The sequence below is a fragment of the Actinocatenispora rupis genome (genome assembly GCF_016861975.1).
In the GTDB taxonomy this organism is placed as follows: Bacteria; Actinomycetota; Actinomycetes; order Mycobacteriales; family Micromonosporaceae; genus Actinocatenispora; species Actinocatenispora rupis.
In genome coordinates this window covers 212,930-227,538 of sequence record NZ_BOMB01000001.1, presented here as the reverse complement: position 1 = coordinate 227,538, position 14,609 = coordinate 212,930, and the positions used below count along the sequence as shown (strand labels likewise).

15 protein-coding genes and 1 pseudogene are annotated in these 14,609 nt (G+C 74.3%); 7 read left to right on the top strand and 9 right to left on the bottom strand.

Annotated features, from left to right (window positions below; translation table 11 throughout):
* Window positions 1-67: 67 nt before the first annotated feature.
* Window positions 68-484, bottom strand: a pseudogene (gene hisI / locus Aru02nite_RS01070) (phosphoribosyl-AMP cyclohydrolase); the annotation flags it as partial.
* On the bottom strand, window positions 439-1,302 hold the full coding sequence (locus tag Aru02nite_RS01065; protein ID WP_203654115.1) for a hypothetical protein: 864 nt from the start codon (window positions 1,300-1,302) through the stop codon (window positions 439-441). The gene Aru02nite_RS01065 and the pseudogene hisI, both read right to left, overlap by 46 nt.
* A 134-nt stretch (window positions 1,303-1,436) precedes the next feature.
* Here Aru02nite_RS01065 and Aru02nite_RS01060 point away from each other — a divergent pair, with 134 nt between their 5' ends.
* Genes Aru02nite_RS01060 through Aru02nite_RS01050 form a run of 3 tightly spaced genes read left to right on the top strand, consistent with a single transcriptional unit; the run spans window position 1,437 to window position 3,496 of the window.
* A complete protein-coding gene (locus Aru02nite_RS01060) occupies window positions 1,437-2,159 on the top strand; it encodes an ABC transporter ATP-binding protein (protein WP_203654578.1) in 723 nt (240 codons plus the stop codon).
* Entirely contained in the window at window positions 2,156-2,884 is a 729-nt protein-coding gene (locus Aru02nite_RS01055; protein ID WP_203654114.1) for an ABC transporter permease, read from the top strand. Before Aru02nite_RS01060 ends, Aru02nite_RS01055 begins: the two co-directional genes overlap by 4 nt.
* A 9-nt stretch (window positions 2,885-2,893) precedes the next feature.
* Window positions 2,894-3,496: a TetR/AcrR family transcriptional regulator gene (locus tag Aru02nite_RS01050; RefSeq protein ID WP_203654113.1), complete on the top strand. Its 603-nt coding sequence runs from the start codon at window positions 2,894-2,896 to the stop codon at window positions 3,494-3,496.
* Between the two features lie 9 nt (window positions 3,497-3,505).
* On the opposite strand, the gene Aru02nite_RS01045 is transcribed toward Aru02nite_RS01050, so the two are convergent.
* From Aru02nite_RS01045 to Aru02nite_RS01035, 3 genes are all read right to left on the bottom strand, one after another.
* The gene (locus Aru02nite_RS01045) at window positions 3,506-3,946 is read right to left on the bottom strand and encodes a hypothetical protein (RefSeq protein ID WP_203654112.1); all 441 of its coding nucleotides are present in this window, start codon (window positions 3,944-3,946) and stop codon (window positions 3,506-3,508) included.
* A gap of 238 nt (window positions 3,947-4,184) precedes the next feature.
* Window positions 4,185-5,984: an ABC transporter ATP-binding protein gene (locus tag Aru02nite_RS01040; RefSeq protein WP_203654111.1), complete on the bottom strand. Its 1,800-nt coding sequence runs from the start codon at window positions 5,982-5,984 to the stop codon at window positions 4,185-4,187.
* The gene (locus Aru02nite_RS01035) at window positions 5,981-7,738 is read right to left on the bottom strand and encodes an ABC transporter ATP-binding protein (RefSeq protein WP_203654110.1); all 1,758 of its coding nucleotides are present in this window, start codon (window positions 7,736-7,738) and stop codon (window positions 5,981-5,983) included. The genes Aru02nite_RS01040 and Aru02nite_RS01035 overlap by 4 nt, the downstream gene beginning before the upstream one ends.
* A gap of 143 nt (window positions 7,739-7,881) precedes the next feature.
* Between Aru02nite_RS01035 and Aru02nite_RS01030 the strand changes: the two genes are divergently transcribed.
* Complete coding sequence (locus Aru02nite_RS01030; protein ID WP_203654109.1) at window positions 7,882-8,508, top strand: TIGR03085 family metal-binding protein; 627 nt, start codon at window positions 7,882-7,884, stop codon at window positions 8,506-8,508.
* Between the two features lie 109 nt (window positions 8,509-8,617).
* Here Aru02nite_RS01030 and yczR read toward each other — a convergent pair whose 3' ends face one another.
* Complete coding sequence (yczR, locus tag Aru02nite_RS01025; protein WP_203654107.1) at window positions 8,618-10,069, bottom strand: MocR-like transcription factor YczR; 1,452 nt, start codon at window positions 10,067-10,069, stop codon at window positions 8,618-8,620.
* A gap of 81 nt (window positions 10,070-10,150) precedes the next feature.
* Between yczR and yczE the strand changes: the two genes are divergently transcribed.
* Window positions 10,151-10,825, top strand: a complete 675-nt coding sequence (gene yczE, locus Aru02nite_RS01020) for a membrane protein YczE (protein WP_239076256.1) — start codon at window positions 10,151-10,153, stop codon at window positions 10,823-10,825.
* A gap of 4 nt (window positions 10,826-10,829) precedes the next feature.
* Here the strand turns inward: yczE and Aru02nite_RS01015 are convergent, their stop codons facing one another.
* Window positions 10,830-11,624, bottom strand: coding sequence for an AraC family transcriptional regulator (locus Aru02nite_RS01015; protein ID WP_203654105.1), 795 nt, complete (start codon window positions 11,622-11,624; stop codon window positions 10,830-10,832).
* 48 nt (window positions 11,625-11,672) lie between these two features.
* Between Aru02nite_RS01015 and Aru02nite_RS01010 the strand changes: the two genes are divergently transcribed.
* Both Aru02nite_RS01010 and Aru02nite_RS01005 read left to right on the top strand, forming a co-directional pair.
* Window positions 11,673-12,086, top strand: coding sequence for a DUF2000 domain-containing protein (locus tag Aru02nite_RS01010; RefSeq protein ID WP_203654103.1), 414 nt, complete (start codon window positions 11,673-11,675; stop codon window positions 12,084-12,086).
* Between the two features lie 22 nt (window positions 12,087-12,108).
* Entirely contained in the window at window positions 12,109-12,891 is a 783-nt protein-coding gene (locus tag Aru02nite_RS01005) for an SDR family NAD(P)-dependent oxidoreductase (protein WP_203654102.1), read from the top strand.
* Window positions 12,892-13,034: 143 nt separating this feature from the next.
* Here Aru02nite_RS01005 and hisF read toward each other — a convergent pair whose 3' ends face one another.
* Both hisF and priA read right to left on the bottom strand, forming a co-directional pair.
* Window positions 13,035-13,796 (bottom strand): imidazole glycerol phosphate synthase subunit HisF, encoded by a 762-nt coding sequence (gene hisF, locus Aru02nite_RS01000; RefSeq protein ID WP_203654101.1) that lies wholly within the window; start codon window positions 13,794-13,796, stop codon window positions 13,035-13,037.
* Between the two features lies 1 nt (window position 13,797).
* Window positions 13,798-14,544 carry a bifunctional 1-(5-phosphoribosyl)-5-((5-phosphoribosylamino)methylideneamino)imidazole-4-carboxamide isomerase/phosphoribosylanthranilate isomerase PriA gene (gene priA / locus Aru02nite_RS00995; RefSeq protein ID WP_203654100.1) on the bottom strand — a complete coding sequence of 249 codons (747 nt, stop codon included), beginning with the start codon at window positions 14,542-14,544 and terminating at the stop codon, window positions 13,798-13,800.
* Window positions 14,545-14,609 lie beyond the last annotated feature (65 nt).

The following is a 14,609-nucleotide window of genomic DNA, read 5'->3' as shown; positions in this document are numbered from 1 at the left end:
TCCCGTGGGTCGGGGTATCGCGGGTCGCGGCCTCCGGGGATGCGGATGCGGGCTCGGCGGTCGCGGGGCGGGCCGAGCCATCCGAACCAGCGGCCGGCGGGGTCAGCTCGCGGCCGTCGAAGCAGGTACGCGTCCCGGTGTGGCACGCGGCGCCGACCTGGTCGACCCGCAGCAGCAGCGCGTCGCCGTCGCAGTCCAGCGCCACCGACCGGAGGTACTGCACGTGCCCCGACGTGTCCCCCTTGGTCCAGTATTCGCGCCGGCTGCGCGACCAGTACGTGACGCGCCCGGTGTCGAGGGTGCGCCGCAGCGCCTCGTCGTCCATCCAGGCGAGCATCAGCACCTCGCCGGTGTCGTACTGCTGGGCGATGGCGGCCACCAGACCGTCCGGGTCGCGCTTGAGCCGGGCGGCGATGCCAGGGTCGAGACTGCTCACGGTCACCGATTGTCCCGCGCCGCGCCACGGTACCGGCGGGTGCCCCACCGCGCCCGGTACGGCCGGACCCCGCTGGCCGGTCGCCACCCGGGTCGACCGAGCAGGTCCCGGCTCGCCCGGCGGAGCGTCTCGGCCGCGCCGCGGCGGGACAGGCCGGGCGCGCAGCGCAGTTCGAACCGGCCGTCGGGGCCGCCGTCGACCCGCAGCATCCGGGCCCGGCCGTACGGGTCGGCGAACACCGTGACCGAGCGGATCCGGCTCAACGGCACCGTTTCCGTACGCCAGCCGGTGTGCCGGCCACGGTGCCGCAGCATGATCTCGTCGTCCGAGACGCGCAGCACGATCTCGCGGGTGGCGCGGGCCCGCAGGGTCAGCGCGGGCACCAGGACCACGATCGCGGCGAGGACCAGCGCGACCAGCGGCGCGCCGACGAACTCGCGCTTCAGGAGTACGAGGGCGATCAGGACGAGCAGGCCGACCGCGCCGCCCGCGGCCCCCAGTCCGGCGGCGAGGCCGGCCGCGGGCGCGCCGGGCAGCAGTACGGTGCGCAGCTCGTACCCGCGGGCGGGTGCGGGCGGGTTACGGGCGAGGGCGGTGCCGCGCAGGTCGCGGCGGCGGATCCCGTCGGCGAGCCAGCCGGCGGTGTGCCCGACCAGGTAGCCGGCGAGAGCGCCGAGCACGATGCGCAGCCACTCCGGCCCGGGTCCGAGGCCGTACCCGGCGGCGCCGCCCGCGACGAGCAGCGCGAGCGTGGCGACCAGCCGCGGCGCCGCGCCGACGGTACGGCCGGTGACGAGCAGCGTCACCCATCCGGCGACGGCGAGCACCGCGAGCACCAGCGCGACCCATGTCCACGTACCCGGCATGGCCGCCAAGAGTACGGGGAGGGTCTTGCCCGCGGCGTACCGAGCGGCGCAGAATAGGAATTCAACGGACGATGAAATAGCTGCCGGAGGTGGCCGTGAACGTCCCGACGGAGCCCCGCGCCGCCACGGCGGCGATCGACGAGCCCGCGATCGAACTGTCCGACCTGGTGGTGGAGCGCGGCGGCCGCCGGATCCTGCACGGGCTGACCGCGCGCATCCCGCGCGGCGCCGTCACCGGCCTGCTCGGCCCCAGCGGCAGCGGGAAGACCACGCTGATGCGCTGCGTCGTCGGCGTCCAGCGGATCCGGTCCGGCAGCGTCCGGGTCCTGGGCGCCCCCGCCGGCAGCCGCGCCCTGCGGTCCCGCGTCGGCTACCTGACCCAGGCCCCCAGCGTCTATCCGGACCTCACCGTCCGGGAGAACGTGCGCTACTTCGCCTCGCTGTACCGGCGGCCCGCCGACCCCGACGAGGTGATCGCCACCGTCGGGCTGGACGGGAACGCCGGGCAGCTGGTGCGTACCCTGTCCGGCGGGCAGTGGGCGCGCGCGTCGCTGGCCTGCGCCCTCATCGGCCGGCCCGAACTGCTCGTCCTCGACGAGCCGACCGTCGGCCAGGACCCGGTACTCCGCGACGAGCTGTGGCAACGGTTCCACGCGCTCGCCCGGGCCGGTACCACGCTGCTGGTGTCCAGTCACGTGATGGACGAGGCGGGCCGCTGCGACCACCTGCTGCTCGTCCGCGAGGGCCGGATCCTCGCGCACGACACGCCGGCCGCGGTCCGCGCCGCCGCCGGTACCGACGACCTGGACGAGGCGTTCCTGCGGCTGATCCGCCGCGGCGAGGAGGTGGCGTCGTGAGGACCCTGCGGACCGCGGCGCGGGTGCTGCGCCAGCTCACCCACGACCGCCGCACCATCGCGATGATCGTGCTCGTACCGTGCGTGCTGCTGGTGCTGCTGCGGTACCTGTTCGACTCGTCGCCGGCCACGTTCGACCGGGTCGGGCTGGTCATGCTGGGCGTGTTCCCGCTGATCATCATGTTCCTGATCACCAGCGTGGCGATGCTCCGCGAACGCACCAGCGGCACCCTGGAGCGCCTGCTCACCACGCCCATCGGCAAGCTCGACATCCTCCTCGGGTACGGGCTGGCGTTCGCGCTCGCCGCCGCCGTACAGGCCGCGCTGGTGTCGCTGGTGGCGTACCTGGCGCTCGGGCTGGACACGGCCGGCAGTGCCGCGCTCGTCGTCCTGCTCGCCATCGGCAACGCCGTACTCGGCATGGCGCTCGGGCTGTTCTTCAGCGCGTTCGCGCGCAACGAGTTCCAGGCGGTGCAGTTCATGCCGGCGGTGATCCTGCCGCAGGCCCTGCTGTGCGGGCTGTTCGTCCCGCGGGCGGCGATGGTCGGCTGGCTGCACGCGATCTCCGACGTGCTGCCCATGTCGTACTCGGTGGAGGCGTTGACGGAGGTCGGCACGCACACCCGGGCGACGACGCTGATGTGGCAGGACGCGGGCATCATTCTCGCGGTGGCCGTGGTGGCGCTGCTGGCGGGAGCGGCGACGCTGCGCCGGCGTACCGGATAGGGGTTCTCGGTGACACGGACAGGCCGGCGGCCGGGCAACCCCGGCACCCGCGAGGCGATCCTCACCGCCGCCCGCGACGCCTTCTCCCGCCAGGGGTACGCCGGGGCGTCGGTGCGGCGGATCGCGGCCGCGGCCGGCGTCGACCCCGCCCTCGTGCACCACTACTTCGGTACGAAGGACGAGCTGTTCACCGCCGCGCTGGAACTGCCGTTCACGCCGGCGAAGGTGCTGCCGCAGGTGATCGCCGGCGACCCGGACGGCATCGGCGAACGGCTGCTGCGCACGTTCCTCGGGATCTGGGACGGGCCGGGCGGCCAGCAGGGACTCGCCGCGCTGCGCACGATGCTCGCCCGGGACGCCGAGGTCGGGCTGTTCCGCGAGTTCCTCATCAGCCAGGTGCTGCGGCGCGCCGTCGAGGAGTACGGGCTGCCCGACGCGGCGGTCCGGGTGCCGCTCGCCGCGTCCCAGCTCATCGGCGTCGTCCTCGTCCGGTACGTGCTGCGCCTCGAACCGCTCGCCGGCGCCTCCGTCGACTGGATCGTCGCCACCGTCGGCCCCACCATCCAGCGGTACCTGACCGGCGAGCTGCCCGCGCCCGGTCCCGCCGACTGACGCGACCCCTCAGCGGTGCTGCCGGAAGAAGGTACGCGACGGGGTCGTGTTCAACAGCACCAGGAACGCCACCGGCAGCGCCAGCGGCGCGAGCGTCGGCAGACCCGGACCCGACCAGTACGCCCGGCCGGCGAGGGCCAGCAACGCCAGCCCGCTCAGCGCGAGTACCAGGACGCGGGCCCAGCGGCGGCCCTGCTGCAGGAAACGGGCCAGCAGCCACCAGCACACCGCGTCGACCAGCAGTACCACCGCGCCCGCGGTACCCGCGGCGACCAGCTCCGGCGGCAGCCCCTCGGCGGTACCGGTCGTGCCCTGCCCCGCGGCCCAGACCGCGGCCCCGGCGAGCGCCGTCGCCAGCCCCGCCAGGTACATCACGAACGCCGTCAGGTGGACCGGGAACGGGGCCGAGCGGCGCGCACCGAACCGGTACCGGGGGATCGGGTGCATCATCGGTGCCTCCTCACAGGTCGGCCACCGCCGATGCTGCACCCGTACGGAGCCGGTGACCTCACCGATCAGTGCCGGATCACGGCGATCGGCGGGGCCGTCCCGGGCGGGCCGTGCCTCGCGGACCGTGCCAACCGGAAGCGTGCAGTCTGGCACACAAGGTGCATGCCCGCCGACCCCGTTTCACCCGGTCAGGCGCGTTCCCGTCACCCGTCCGCGGTCCCGGTGCCGTACGCGGGGCTCAGCGGGTCTGTTCGAGCCAGGACGCGTGCAGTCGCGCGTACACCGAGCCGGGCTGGGCGACGAGGGTGGCGTGCGGTCCGCGCTGCACGATCCGGCCCTTGTCGAACACCAGCACCTCGTCCGCGGTCTCCGCGGTCGACAGCCGGTGCGCGATCGTCACCGTCGTACGGCCACGGGTGACGGCGTCCAGCGCGCGCTGCAGCCGTACCTCGGTGGCGGGGTCGACGGCGCTGGTCGCCTCGTCCAGGATCAGCAGGTCCGGGTCGGCGACGGCGGCGCGGACCAGCGCGACCAGTTGCCGTTCGCCGACCGACAGGTGCTCGCCGCGCTCCCCGACCGGGGTGTCCAGCCCGGACAGCAGGGCGGCGAGCCAGTCGGCCAGCCCCAGCTCCGCGAACGCCTCGGCGATCCGCTCGTCGGACAGGTCCGGCCGGACGAACGCCACGTTGCGGCCCACCGTCGAGTCGAACAGGAACCCGTCCTGCGGCACCATCACCACGCGGCGGCGCAGATCGGCGAACGACACCTCGCCCAGCGGTACGTCGGACAGCTCGACCCGCCCGCCGGTCGGGTCCATCAGCCGGGTCAGCAGCTTCGCGAACGTGGTCTTGCCGCTGCCGGTCTCCCCCACCACCGCCACCCGCGACTTCGCCGGCAGCGTCAGGTCCACGTCCGACAGCACGTCCGGCCCGTCCGGGTACGCGAAGCGCACGTCGGCGAACCGTACCGACAGGGGGCCGGACGGCAGCGGACGACCGGTCTCGCCCGGGTCGGCGACGTCCGGCCGGGTGTCGAGGATGTCGAGCACCCGGCGCCAGCCGGCCACCGCGTTCTGTGCCTCGGACAGCGTCTCCGTGAACACCTGGATCGGCTGTACGAACAGGCTGACCAGGAACACGAACGCGGTCAGCTCGCCGACGCTCAGGGCGCCGCCGACGCCGAGCGCCCGGCCGACCCCGGCACCGAGCAGCACGCCCGCGACGACGACCAGCGCGTTCGCCAGGCCGGACGCGCCTTCGCCCAGCGTGGTGATCACCACGCTGCGGCTCTGCGCCCGGTACTGGCTCGTCCGGTACTCGTCGACCGCACGGTTGAGCCGGGTGCGGGTCCGCTCGGCCGCCCCGTACGCCCGGATGACGGGGGCGCCGACGACCGACTCGGCGATCGCCCCGTACAGCACCGCGACGGACGCGCGGACCCGCCGGTACGCGGACTGCTGCCAGCGCTGGAACCGCGGCATCAGCAGCGCCAGCGGCAGGAACACCAGATAGACCAGGATCGTCAGCTGCCAGCTGTAGACCAGCATGACGACGGTGGCGACGAGTACCTGGCCGGCGTTCACCACCAGGCCGACCCCGGAGTACTGCAGGAAGCGGGAGATCTGGTCGATGTCCGAGGTGACCCGGCTGACCAGCGCGCCGCGCCGCTCCTCCTGCTGGTGCAGCACCGACAGGTCGTGCACGTGCCGGAAGGTGCGGGTGCGCAGCGCGGCGAGCGCGGTCTCGGTCGACCGGTAGAGCCGGTAGTTCATCAGGTACGCCGAGGCGACGGTCACCGCGAGCAGCACCGCGGCCAGCGCCGCGACCAGACCGATCACGCCGAGGTCGGGACCACCGGCCGCGCGTACGCCGCGGTCGAGGCCCTGCTGGACGGCGACCGGCACGGCCACCTTGCCCAGCGTCGACGCCAGCGCCAGGGCCAGCGTGCCGGGCAGCCCCGCGCGCAGCTCCGGCGACAGCGCCACGCCGCGCCGCAGCGTCGCCCAGGTGCCCTCGTCCGGGGTGGTCGGGGCGGTCACGCCGACACCTCCTCGGCCGTCTCGTACGCCGTGACGAGCGCGGCGTAACCCGGGACGGTCGCCAGCAGCTCCTGGTGCGGACCGCGCGCCACGACCCGCCCCTCGTCCAGGTAGACAACCTCGTCGGCGAGCGCGATCGTGGCCCGCCGGTACGCCACCACCAGAACCGTCGTGTCCGCGCCGGCCGCCCGCCGCAGGCCGGCCAGGATCGCCGACTCGACCCGAGGATCGACCGCGCTCGTCGCGTCGTCCAGTACCAGCAGGCGGGGCCGCCCGGCCAGGCCGCGGGCCAGCGTGATCCGCTGCCGCTGGCCGCCGGACAGGCTCGTGCCGCGCTCCCCGACCGGGGTGTCCGCGCCGTCCGGCAGCGCACCGACGAACCCGTCCGCCTGCGCCAGCGCGAGTGCCGCGGCCACCTCGTCCGGCCCGACGTGGGCCCGGTCCAGCGCGACGTTGCCCGCGACCGTGTCGTCGAACACGAACGGCACCTGCGACACCAACGCCACCGTACGGGCGAGCGCCGGTGCGGACAGCTCCCGCACGTCCACGCCGTCCAGCGTCACCCGGCCGGATCCCGGGTCGACCAGCCGGGCCGCGAGCGCGGTCAGCGTCGACTTGCCCGAACCGGTCGCGCCGACCACCGCCACCGTCCGCCCCGCCGGTACGTCGACGGTGACGCCGCGCAGCACCGGCTCACCGTCCCCGTACGCGAAGGTGACGTCGTCGAACGAGAGCGCGACGGCGCCGGCACCGGGCACCTCACCTGTGCCGTACCGCATCTCGCCGGTGGCGGACAGCACGCCGTGCACCCGCTCCCAGCCGGCCACCGACCGGGGCAGGTCGCCCAGCACCCAGCCGATCGCGCGCACCGGGAACGCCAGCACGCTGAACAGGAACGCCGCACCGACGAGGTCCTGGACCTGGATGTCGTTGCCGGCCAACCGGATGCCGCCGACCACCAGGACGGCGAGCGTGCCGAGGTTGGGCAGCGCGTCCATCAGCGGGTCGAACAGCCCGCGCACCCGGCCGGCGGCGATCGACGCGTCGCGCAGCTCGTCCGACACGGCGGCGAACCGGGCGGTCTCGGCCGCCTCCCGACCCGCGGTCTTGACCACCAGCGCGCCGTCGAAGCTCTCGTGCGCCACCGCGGCGACGTCACCGCGCAGCCGCTGGGCGCGCGCCTGCAACGGCGCGGAACGCCGCGAGTAGACGACGTTGACGGCGAACACGGCGGGGAACACCAGCAGCCCGACGACCGCCAGCACCCAGTCGGTGACCAGCAACGACACGATCGCGGCGAGCAGCATCGTCACCGTGCCGACCGCGAACGGCAGCGGCGCGATCGGCATGTACGCGCTCTCCACGTCGTTGTTCGCCACCGACAGCAGCGACCCCGTCGGGTGCCGGTGGTGCCACGACACGGGCAGGTCCAGGTAGCGCGCGGTCACCTCGCGCCGGTACCGCGCCTGCAACCGGTACTGCATCGCGCCGGCACCGAGCCGGCGACCGAAGATGCCGATGATCTTGAGAAGGCTGACGCCGAGGATCGCCGCCGCGCCGAGCGCCAGCGCCCCCGCGGTGACCCGGCCGGCGGTGATCGCGGGCACCGCGACCGACCCGACGACCGCGCCGATCACCTTCGCGCTCGCCACCGTCATCAGCGCGAACAGCACGCTGCCCAGCGCACCGACGGCGAAGGTCACCGGCTCGTCGCGGATCGCCCGGCCCAGCACCCGCAACCCGCGTCCCAGCACCCCGCCCCCGTACACCGCGTACCCCTCTCGTGTCGGCCGCGTCCGGGCCGTCCGGTCGTTACAGTCTTTCCCACGCCTGTGACATTCCGGCCGGGCGCGCGAGCTAGATCACGGCCGCCGGCGCCGGACCTTACGATGTCGGGGTGACGGCATACGCGCACCGTGAGCGGCTGGCACTGGTCGACCTGCTCCGCGAGACCGGCCCCGACGCGCCGACGCTCTGCGACGGCTGGACCGCCCGGGACCTCACGGCGCACCTGCTCGCCCGCGAGCGCCGCACGTACTCGGCGGTCGGCATCGTGGTGCGCCCGCTCGCCGGCCTCACCGAGAAGGTCCGCCGGGCGTACGCGGGGCGTGACTTCGCCGAGCTGGTCGACGAGCTGGCCGCCCCGCCGTGGTGGAGCCCGCTGTCCAACCCGCTCACCGACGAGCTGATCAACACCGTCGAGATGTACGTGCACCACGAGGACGTACGACGGTGCCGGAGCGGGTGGGAGCCCCGGGAGCTGCCCGCGGACCTGGAGCGGGTGCTCTGGCGCCGGGTGTCGCTGCTGGCCTCGGCCCGGCTGCGGCGGATGCCGGTCCGCGTCACCCTCGTCGCCCCCGGGTACGGGGAGCGTTCCGCCGGCTCCGGCGCGCACGTGCACCTGACCGGCCCGCCGAGCGAGCTGCTGCTGTTCGTGAGCGGCCGGCAGGCCGCCACCAGGCTCGACGCGCAGGGGCCGGAGGAGTCGATCGAGGCGCTCCGCGGGGCAAACCTCGGCATGTGAGGCGTTCGACCCGGCCGCGCGTGACCGCGGCAGGTGAGGCGTCGCCCCGGCCGCGCGTGACCGCGGCAGGTGAGACCTCGTCGCGGCGCGGTGGCCGGCGGGTGCCGCGTCAGGCGACCACCGCGGGCGGGACGAGCCGCCCGGTCGGTACGGCGTCGAGGTCGGCGCGGGCGGCCGCGATCCGGCGTACGGCCTCGGTCAGTTCGTCGGCGGAGCGCGCGTACGGCAGGCGGACGAAACGTTCGAACGTGCCCTCCGCACCGAACCGTGGACCCGGCGCGAGCCGTACCCCGTAGGCCTCGGCGGCGCGGGCGAGCGCGCTCGCGACCGGGGCGTCGAGCTCGACCCACAGGCTGATCCCGCCCGCCGGTACGGCGAAGCGCCACTCGGGCAGGTGCTCGCGCAGCGCGGCGACCAGCGCGTCCCGCTGGGCGCGCAGCATCGCCCGGCGGGCCGGCAGGATGGTGTCCGCCTTGGCCAGCAGGTTGAGCGTGACGAGCTGGTCGAGGACGGCACCGCCCATGTCGACCGCGGCGCGTACCGCGGCGAGGCGTTGCACCAGCGCCGGGGCCGCCCGCAGCCAGCCGACCCGCAGGCCGCCCCAGTACGACTTGCTCATGCCGCCGACGGTGACGACGCGCCGGTGCCGGTCCGCGGCGGCCATCGGCGGGGCCGGCTCGCCGTCCAGCCAGATGTCGGTGAACGTCTCGTCCGCGACCAGCGTCGTGCCCCCGGCGTACGCGGCGGCGGCGAGCGACGCGCGCGTCTCGTACGGCATGAGCAGGCCGGTCGGGTTCTGGAAGTCGGGGATCAGGTAGCCGAGGCGGAACCGGCCGGCGGCAAGCGTACGCAGCACGGGTTCGGTGTCCCAGCCGTCCGGGCCGACGCCGAGGGTCTCGACGCGGGCACGGGCGTGGCCGAGCGCGGCGAGCGCGTTCGGGTAGCTGGGGGACTCGACGAGGATCCGCTCCCCCGGCGCCACGAGCAGCCGCAACGCCAGGTCGAACGCCTGCTGCGCGCCGCTGGTGACGAGGATCTCGGCGGGGCTGGTCGGCACCCCGCGGCGGGTGTAAAGATCGGCGACGGCGGCACGCAGCGCCGGCACCCCGCTCGGGTGGTACCCGTGGGCCGAGGCGTACCGCGGGAGGTCCTCGGCGGCGCAGCGGGCGGCGGCGCCCAGCTCGGCCGGGGCCGGCGGCGCCGCGCAGCTCAGGTCGAGCAGCACGTCGTCGTCGGGCGCCCACATGCCGGTGGTGGACATCCGGTGCCCCTCCGGCAGGGCGGTGTCGCTGCCCGCGCCGCGCCGGCTGCGCAGGTACCCCTGCTCCCGCAGCAGCCGGTACGCCGCGGACACGGTGGTACGGCTGGCGCCGAGCTCGTCGGCGAGCACCCGCTCCGCGGGCAACCGTACGGACAGGCCGAGGCGGCCGTCGCGGATCAGGCCGCGGACCGCGGCGGCGAGCGCGGTGTAGTCCGAGCCGCCGGCGACCCGGCCCGCGCGGCGCCAGTCGCCGAGCTTGCGCGCGAACGTGACGGCACTCAGCCGCTGCACCGGTTCCATGCCACTACCCCAGCACAACGATGCCAGTACGGCAACATTGGCCCTTTCCAGTAGCGGAATTGGCCTGCGAGACTGGCCGCCATGCGTATCGACCTGGCCGGGTTACCGGCCCGTCTCACCACGGCACCGCGGGCCGCCCGCGGTCGGCGGCTCCCCCGCCGGATCGGCCAGCTCTACATCGGCCTGATCTGCTACGGCGCCAGCGCGGCGCTCATGGTCCGGGCCCGGCTCGGCCTCGACCCGTGGGACGTGTTCCACCAGGGCCTCGCCAAGCGCCTCGGACTGCCGCTCGGCTGGCTCGTCATCGCCGTCGGCGTCCTCGTCCTGCTCGCCTGGATCCCGCTGCGGCAGCGCCCCGGCCTCGGCACCGTCAGCAACGTGATCCTCGTCGGCCTGTCCCTCGACGCCACCCTGCACGTCGTACCGGCGCCGGGACCGCTGTGGGCACGGTGGGTGATGCTGCTCGCCAGCATCGCCCTCAACGGCCTCGCCACCGGCCTGTACATCGGTGCCCGGTTCGGCCCCGGCCCGCGCGACGGCCTGATGACCGGGCTCGCCGCCCGCGGCCACTCGATCCGGGTGGTACGCACCGGTATCGAGCTGGCCGTCGTCGCCGCCGGGTTCCTGCTCGGCGGCCAGGTCGGCTTCGGCACCATCCTGTACGCCGTGGCCATCGGGCCGCTCGCGCACGTACTGATCCCGCTCTGCACCGTCCGTCCGGGCCCCGCCGCGACACCCGCCCCGGAACCGGCCTGACCCGTCACGCCGCGCCGGAGCGGGCGTACCGGCCGGGGGTGGTGCCGACCAGCCGGGTGAAGTGCCGGCCCAGGTGCGACTGGTCGACGAAGCCGGCGGCCACCGCGGCCTGCGCCGGCGGTACGCCGTCGAGCAGCAGCCGGCGCGCCCGGTCCACCCGCCGGGTCGTCAGGTACCGGTGCGGCGCGATCCCGTACTCCGCGCCGAACGCGCGTACCAGGTGCGTCGGGTGCGCGTGCAGGACGGCGGCGGCCTCGGCGAGCGTGACGCCGGGCACCACCCGGGCGTCGAGCAGGTCGCGCAGCCGCCGTGCCACCCCGCGGTCGGCACCGGGTCGGGTGAGCGTGCCGCGCGGATGCAGGTGCCGGCCCAGCCGTTCCACGATCAGCGCCAGCCGGCTCTCTGCCGCCAACTCCTCGCCGACGTGCGCGAACGCCCCGTGCAGCTGGCCGATCCGCTGCCGCAGCAGCGGATCGGCCAGGTCCGGGTCGTCCACCGCCGGCCCGATCAGGCCCGCCGGCAGCGCGTCCGGCTCCAGGTACACGACGCGCTTGCGGAACCCGTACGCGGTGGCGGGTGCGCCGTTGTGCGGCACGTGCGGCGGCAACAGCGTCACCGTCCCGTCCGGGGTGCCGTGCTCCCGCCGACCCAGGTCGTACCGGACGGCGCCGGCGTCCACGATCAGCAGCGTCCACGTGTCGTGCACGTGCATCGGGTACGCGTGCTCGGTGAAACGGGCATGGAACACCTCGGCGACACCCGGCACCCGGGGCCGCCAGGCGCGGATCTCGGCGACCATGCAAGGAACGTACAAGACCGGGGCGGGCGGCCGGCGGACGCTTCGGTCATGACCCGTTTCGACACCAAGATCGCCGTACTCCTGCGCGACGACCTGGCCGCCTGGCAGCGCCTCAACGTCACCGCGTTCCTCGTCAGCGGACTCGGTACGGCGCACCCCGAGATCGTCGGCGCACCGTACGAGGACGCCGACGGCACCGGCTACCTCGCAATGTTCCGCCAGCCCGTACTCGTCTTCGAGGGCAGCAAGGAGACGCTGACCGCCGCGCACGGCCGCGCCCTCGCCCGGTCGCTGACCCCGGCCGTGTTCACGGCCGACCTGTTCGCCACCGGCAACGACGACGACAACCGCGCCGCCGTCCGGGCCGTACCGGGCGGGTCGCTCGACCTCGTCGGACTCGCCGTGTACGGCCCGCGCAACGCCGTCGACAAGGTCGTCAAGGGCGCCCGGATGCACCCCTGAGCGTCCTGGCTAGGGTGCGGACATGACGAACCCCCGGGGAGTGGCGGTCGTGACCGGCGCCGCGCAGGGCATCGGCCGGCAGATCGCCGAACGGCTCGCCGCCGAGAACTACGCCCTCGTACTGGCCGACCTGCGCGAAGCCACCGACACGTTCGCCGCCGTACGCGGGCGCGGTGCCGAGGCGGTGACCGTCACCGGTGACGTGTCCGACGACGCCGTCGTCGACGCACTCGCCGCCCGCGTCGACGACCTGTACGGCCGCGTCGACGTGCTCGTCAACAACGCCGGCGTCTCGCTGCTCCGGCCCGCCGAAGAGACCACCGCCGCCGAGTGGCGCCGCGTCCTCGACGTCAACCTGACCGGGCCGTTCCTGCTGTGCCGGGCGTTCGGCGGCCGGATGCTCGCCGCCGGCCGCGGCGCCATCGTCAACGTCGCGTCCATCGCGGGACTGCGCGGCGTCTCCGACCGCGCCGCGTACAACGCGTCCAAGCACGGGCTCGTCGGCCTCACCCGTACGCTCGCCGGCGAATGGGGCGGGCGCGGCGTCCGCGTCAACGCCGTCTGCCCCGGCTGGGTCAAGACCGAGATGGACGCCGCCGACCAGGCGTCCGGCGGCTACACCGACGACGACATCGTCGACCAGGTACCCATGGGCCGGTTCGCCGCGCCCGGCGACATCGCCTCCGCCGTCGCGTTCCTCGCCGACCCCGAACGGTCCGGCTTCATCAACGGCGCCGCCCTGCCCGTGGACGGCGGCTGGAGTGCCGACGCCAGCTGGACCTCCCTCCGCCTCCGTAAGCGTTAGGGTCGCTGCGCCGGCCTGGTTTGCCCGCTGGACTGCGCCGATCCCGACCTTGTGGCTGACGCGGCTCGGCTTGCCAGCAGACAAACCAGGCTCGGCTCGCTTCTGTCTCCCCACATCACCGGTGGGAGACTTCGGAGCCGATGTCAGCGGACGGGGTGGCCGGCTTCGGCCAGGGCTTCCTTGACCTCGCTGATGCGTACGTCGCCGAAGTGGAAGATGCTCGCGGCCAGGACGGCGTCGGCGCCGGCGGTGACGGCGGGCGGGAAGTCGGCGGCGCTACCGGCGCCGCCGCTCGCGACCACCGGTACGTCGACCACCGCACGGACCGCGGCGATCATGGCCAGGTCGAAGCCGTCGCGGGTGCCGTCCGCGTCCATCGAGTTCAGCAGGATCTCACCGGCGCCGAGATCGGCCGCCCGGACCGCCCAGTCGATCGCGTCCAGGCCGGTGCCGCGCCGACCGCCGTGCGTCGTCACCTCGTACCCGCTGGGCGTGTCGCGGCTGCGGCGCGCGTCGACCGACAACACCAGTACCTGCCGGCCGAACTGCTCCGCCACCTCGCCGATCAGCTCCGGGCGCGCCACCGCCGCCGTGTTCACGCCGATCTTGTCGGCGCCGGCACGCAGCAACTCGTCCACGTCCTCGACGCTGCGTACGCCGCCGCCGACGGTCAGCGGAATGAACACGCTCTCCGCGGTACGCCGGACCACGTCGAACATCGTCGACCGGTCCTCCGCCGACGCCGTCACGTCCAGGAACGTCAGCTCGTCCGCGCCCGCCGCGTCGTACGCCGCGGCCAGCTCGACCGGGTCGCCCGCGTCCCGCAGATCGGTGAAGTTGACGCCCTTCACAACCCGGCCGTCCGCCACGTCCAGGCACGGAATCACGCGTACCGCGACACCCACGTCAGCCCTCCGCTCCCGCATCGACCGCCGACGCGCGCAACACCGCGAGCGCCTCCGCCACCGTGAACGCACCCGTGTACAGCGCGGTACCGGCGATCGCGCCCTCCACGCCCAACGGCTCCAGCGCCGACAGCGCCCGCAGATCGTCCACTGTGGACACCCCGCCGCTGGCGATCACCGGCGCCTGCGACCGCTCGCACACGTCCCGCAGCAGATCGAGGTTCGGCCCCGACAACATGCCGTCACTCGCCACGTCCGTCACCACGTACCGCGCGCAGCCCGCCTTCTCCAACCGCGCCAGCACCTCGTACAACTCGCCGCCGTCGCGCGTCCAGCCGCGCGCCGCCAGCTTCGTCCCCCGTACGTCCAGGCCGATCGCCACCCGGTCACCGAACTCCCCGACCACCCGGTCGCACCAGTCCGGATCCTCCAACGCCGCCGTACCGATGTTGACGCGGCGGGCACCCGTCGACAGCGCGCGGCGCAACGACTCGTCGTCACGGATCCCGCCCGACAACTCGACCTGTACGTCCAGCGAACCGATCACGTCCGCCAGCAGTTCCGCGTTCGAGCCGCGCCCGAACGCCGCATCCAGATCCACCAGGTGGATCCACGACGCACCCTGCTCCTGCCAGCGCAACGCCGCCGCCCGCGGCTCACCGAACACCCGCTCCGAACCGGCCTTGCCCTGAACGAGCTGGACCGCCCGCCCGTCCGACACGTCCACGGCCGGCAACAGCGTCAACATCTTACGTACTACCCCTTGTCTACGCTCATGAGCGTTTTGCCGGTTTCCCCGGATTGTTCAATTGT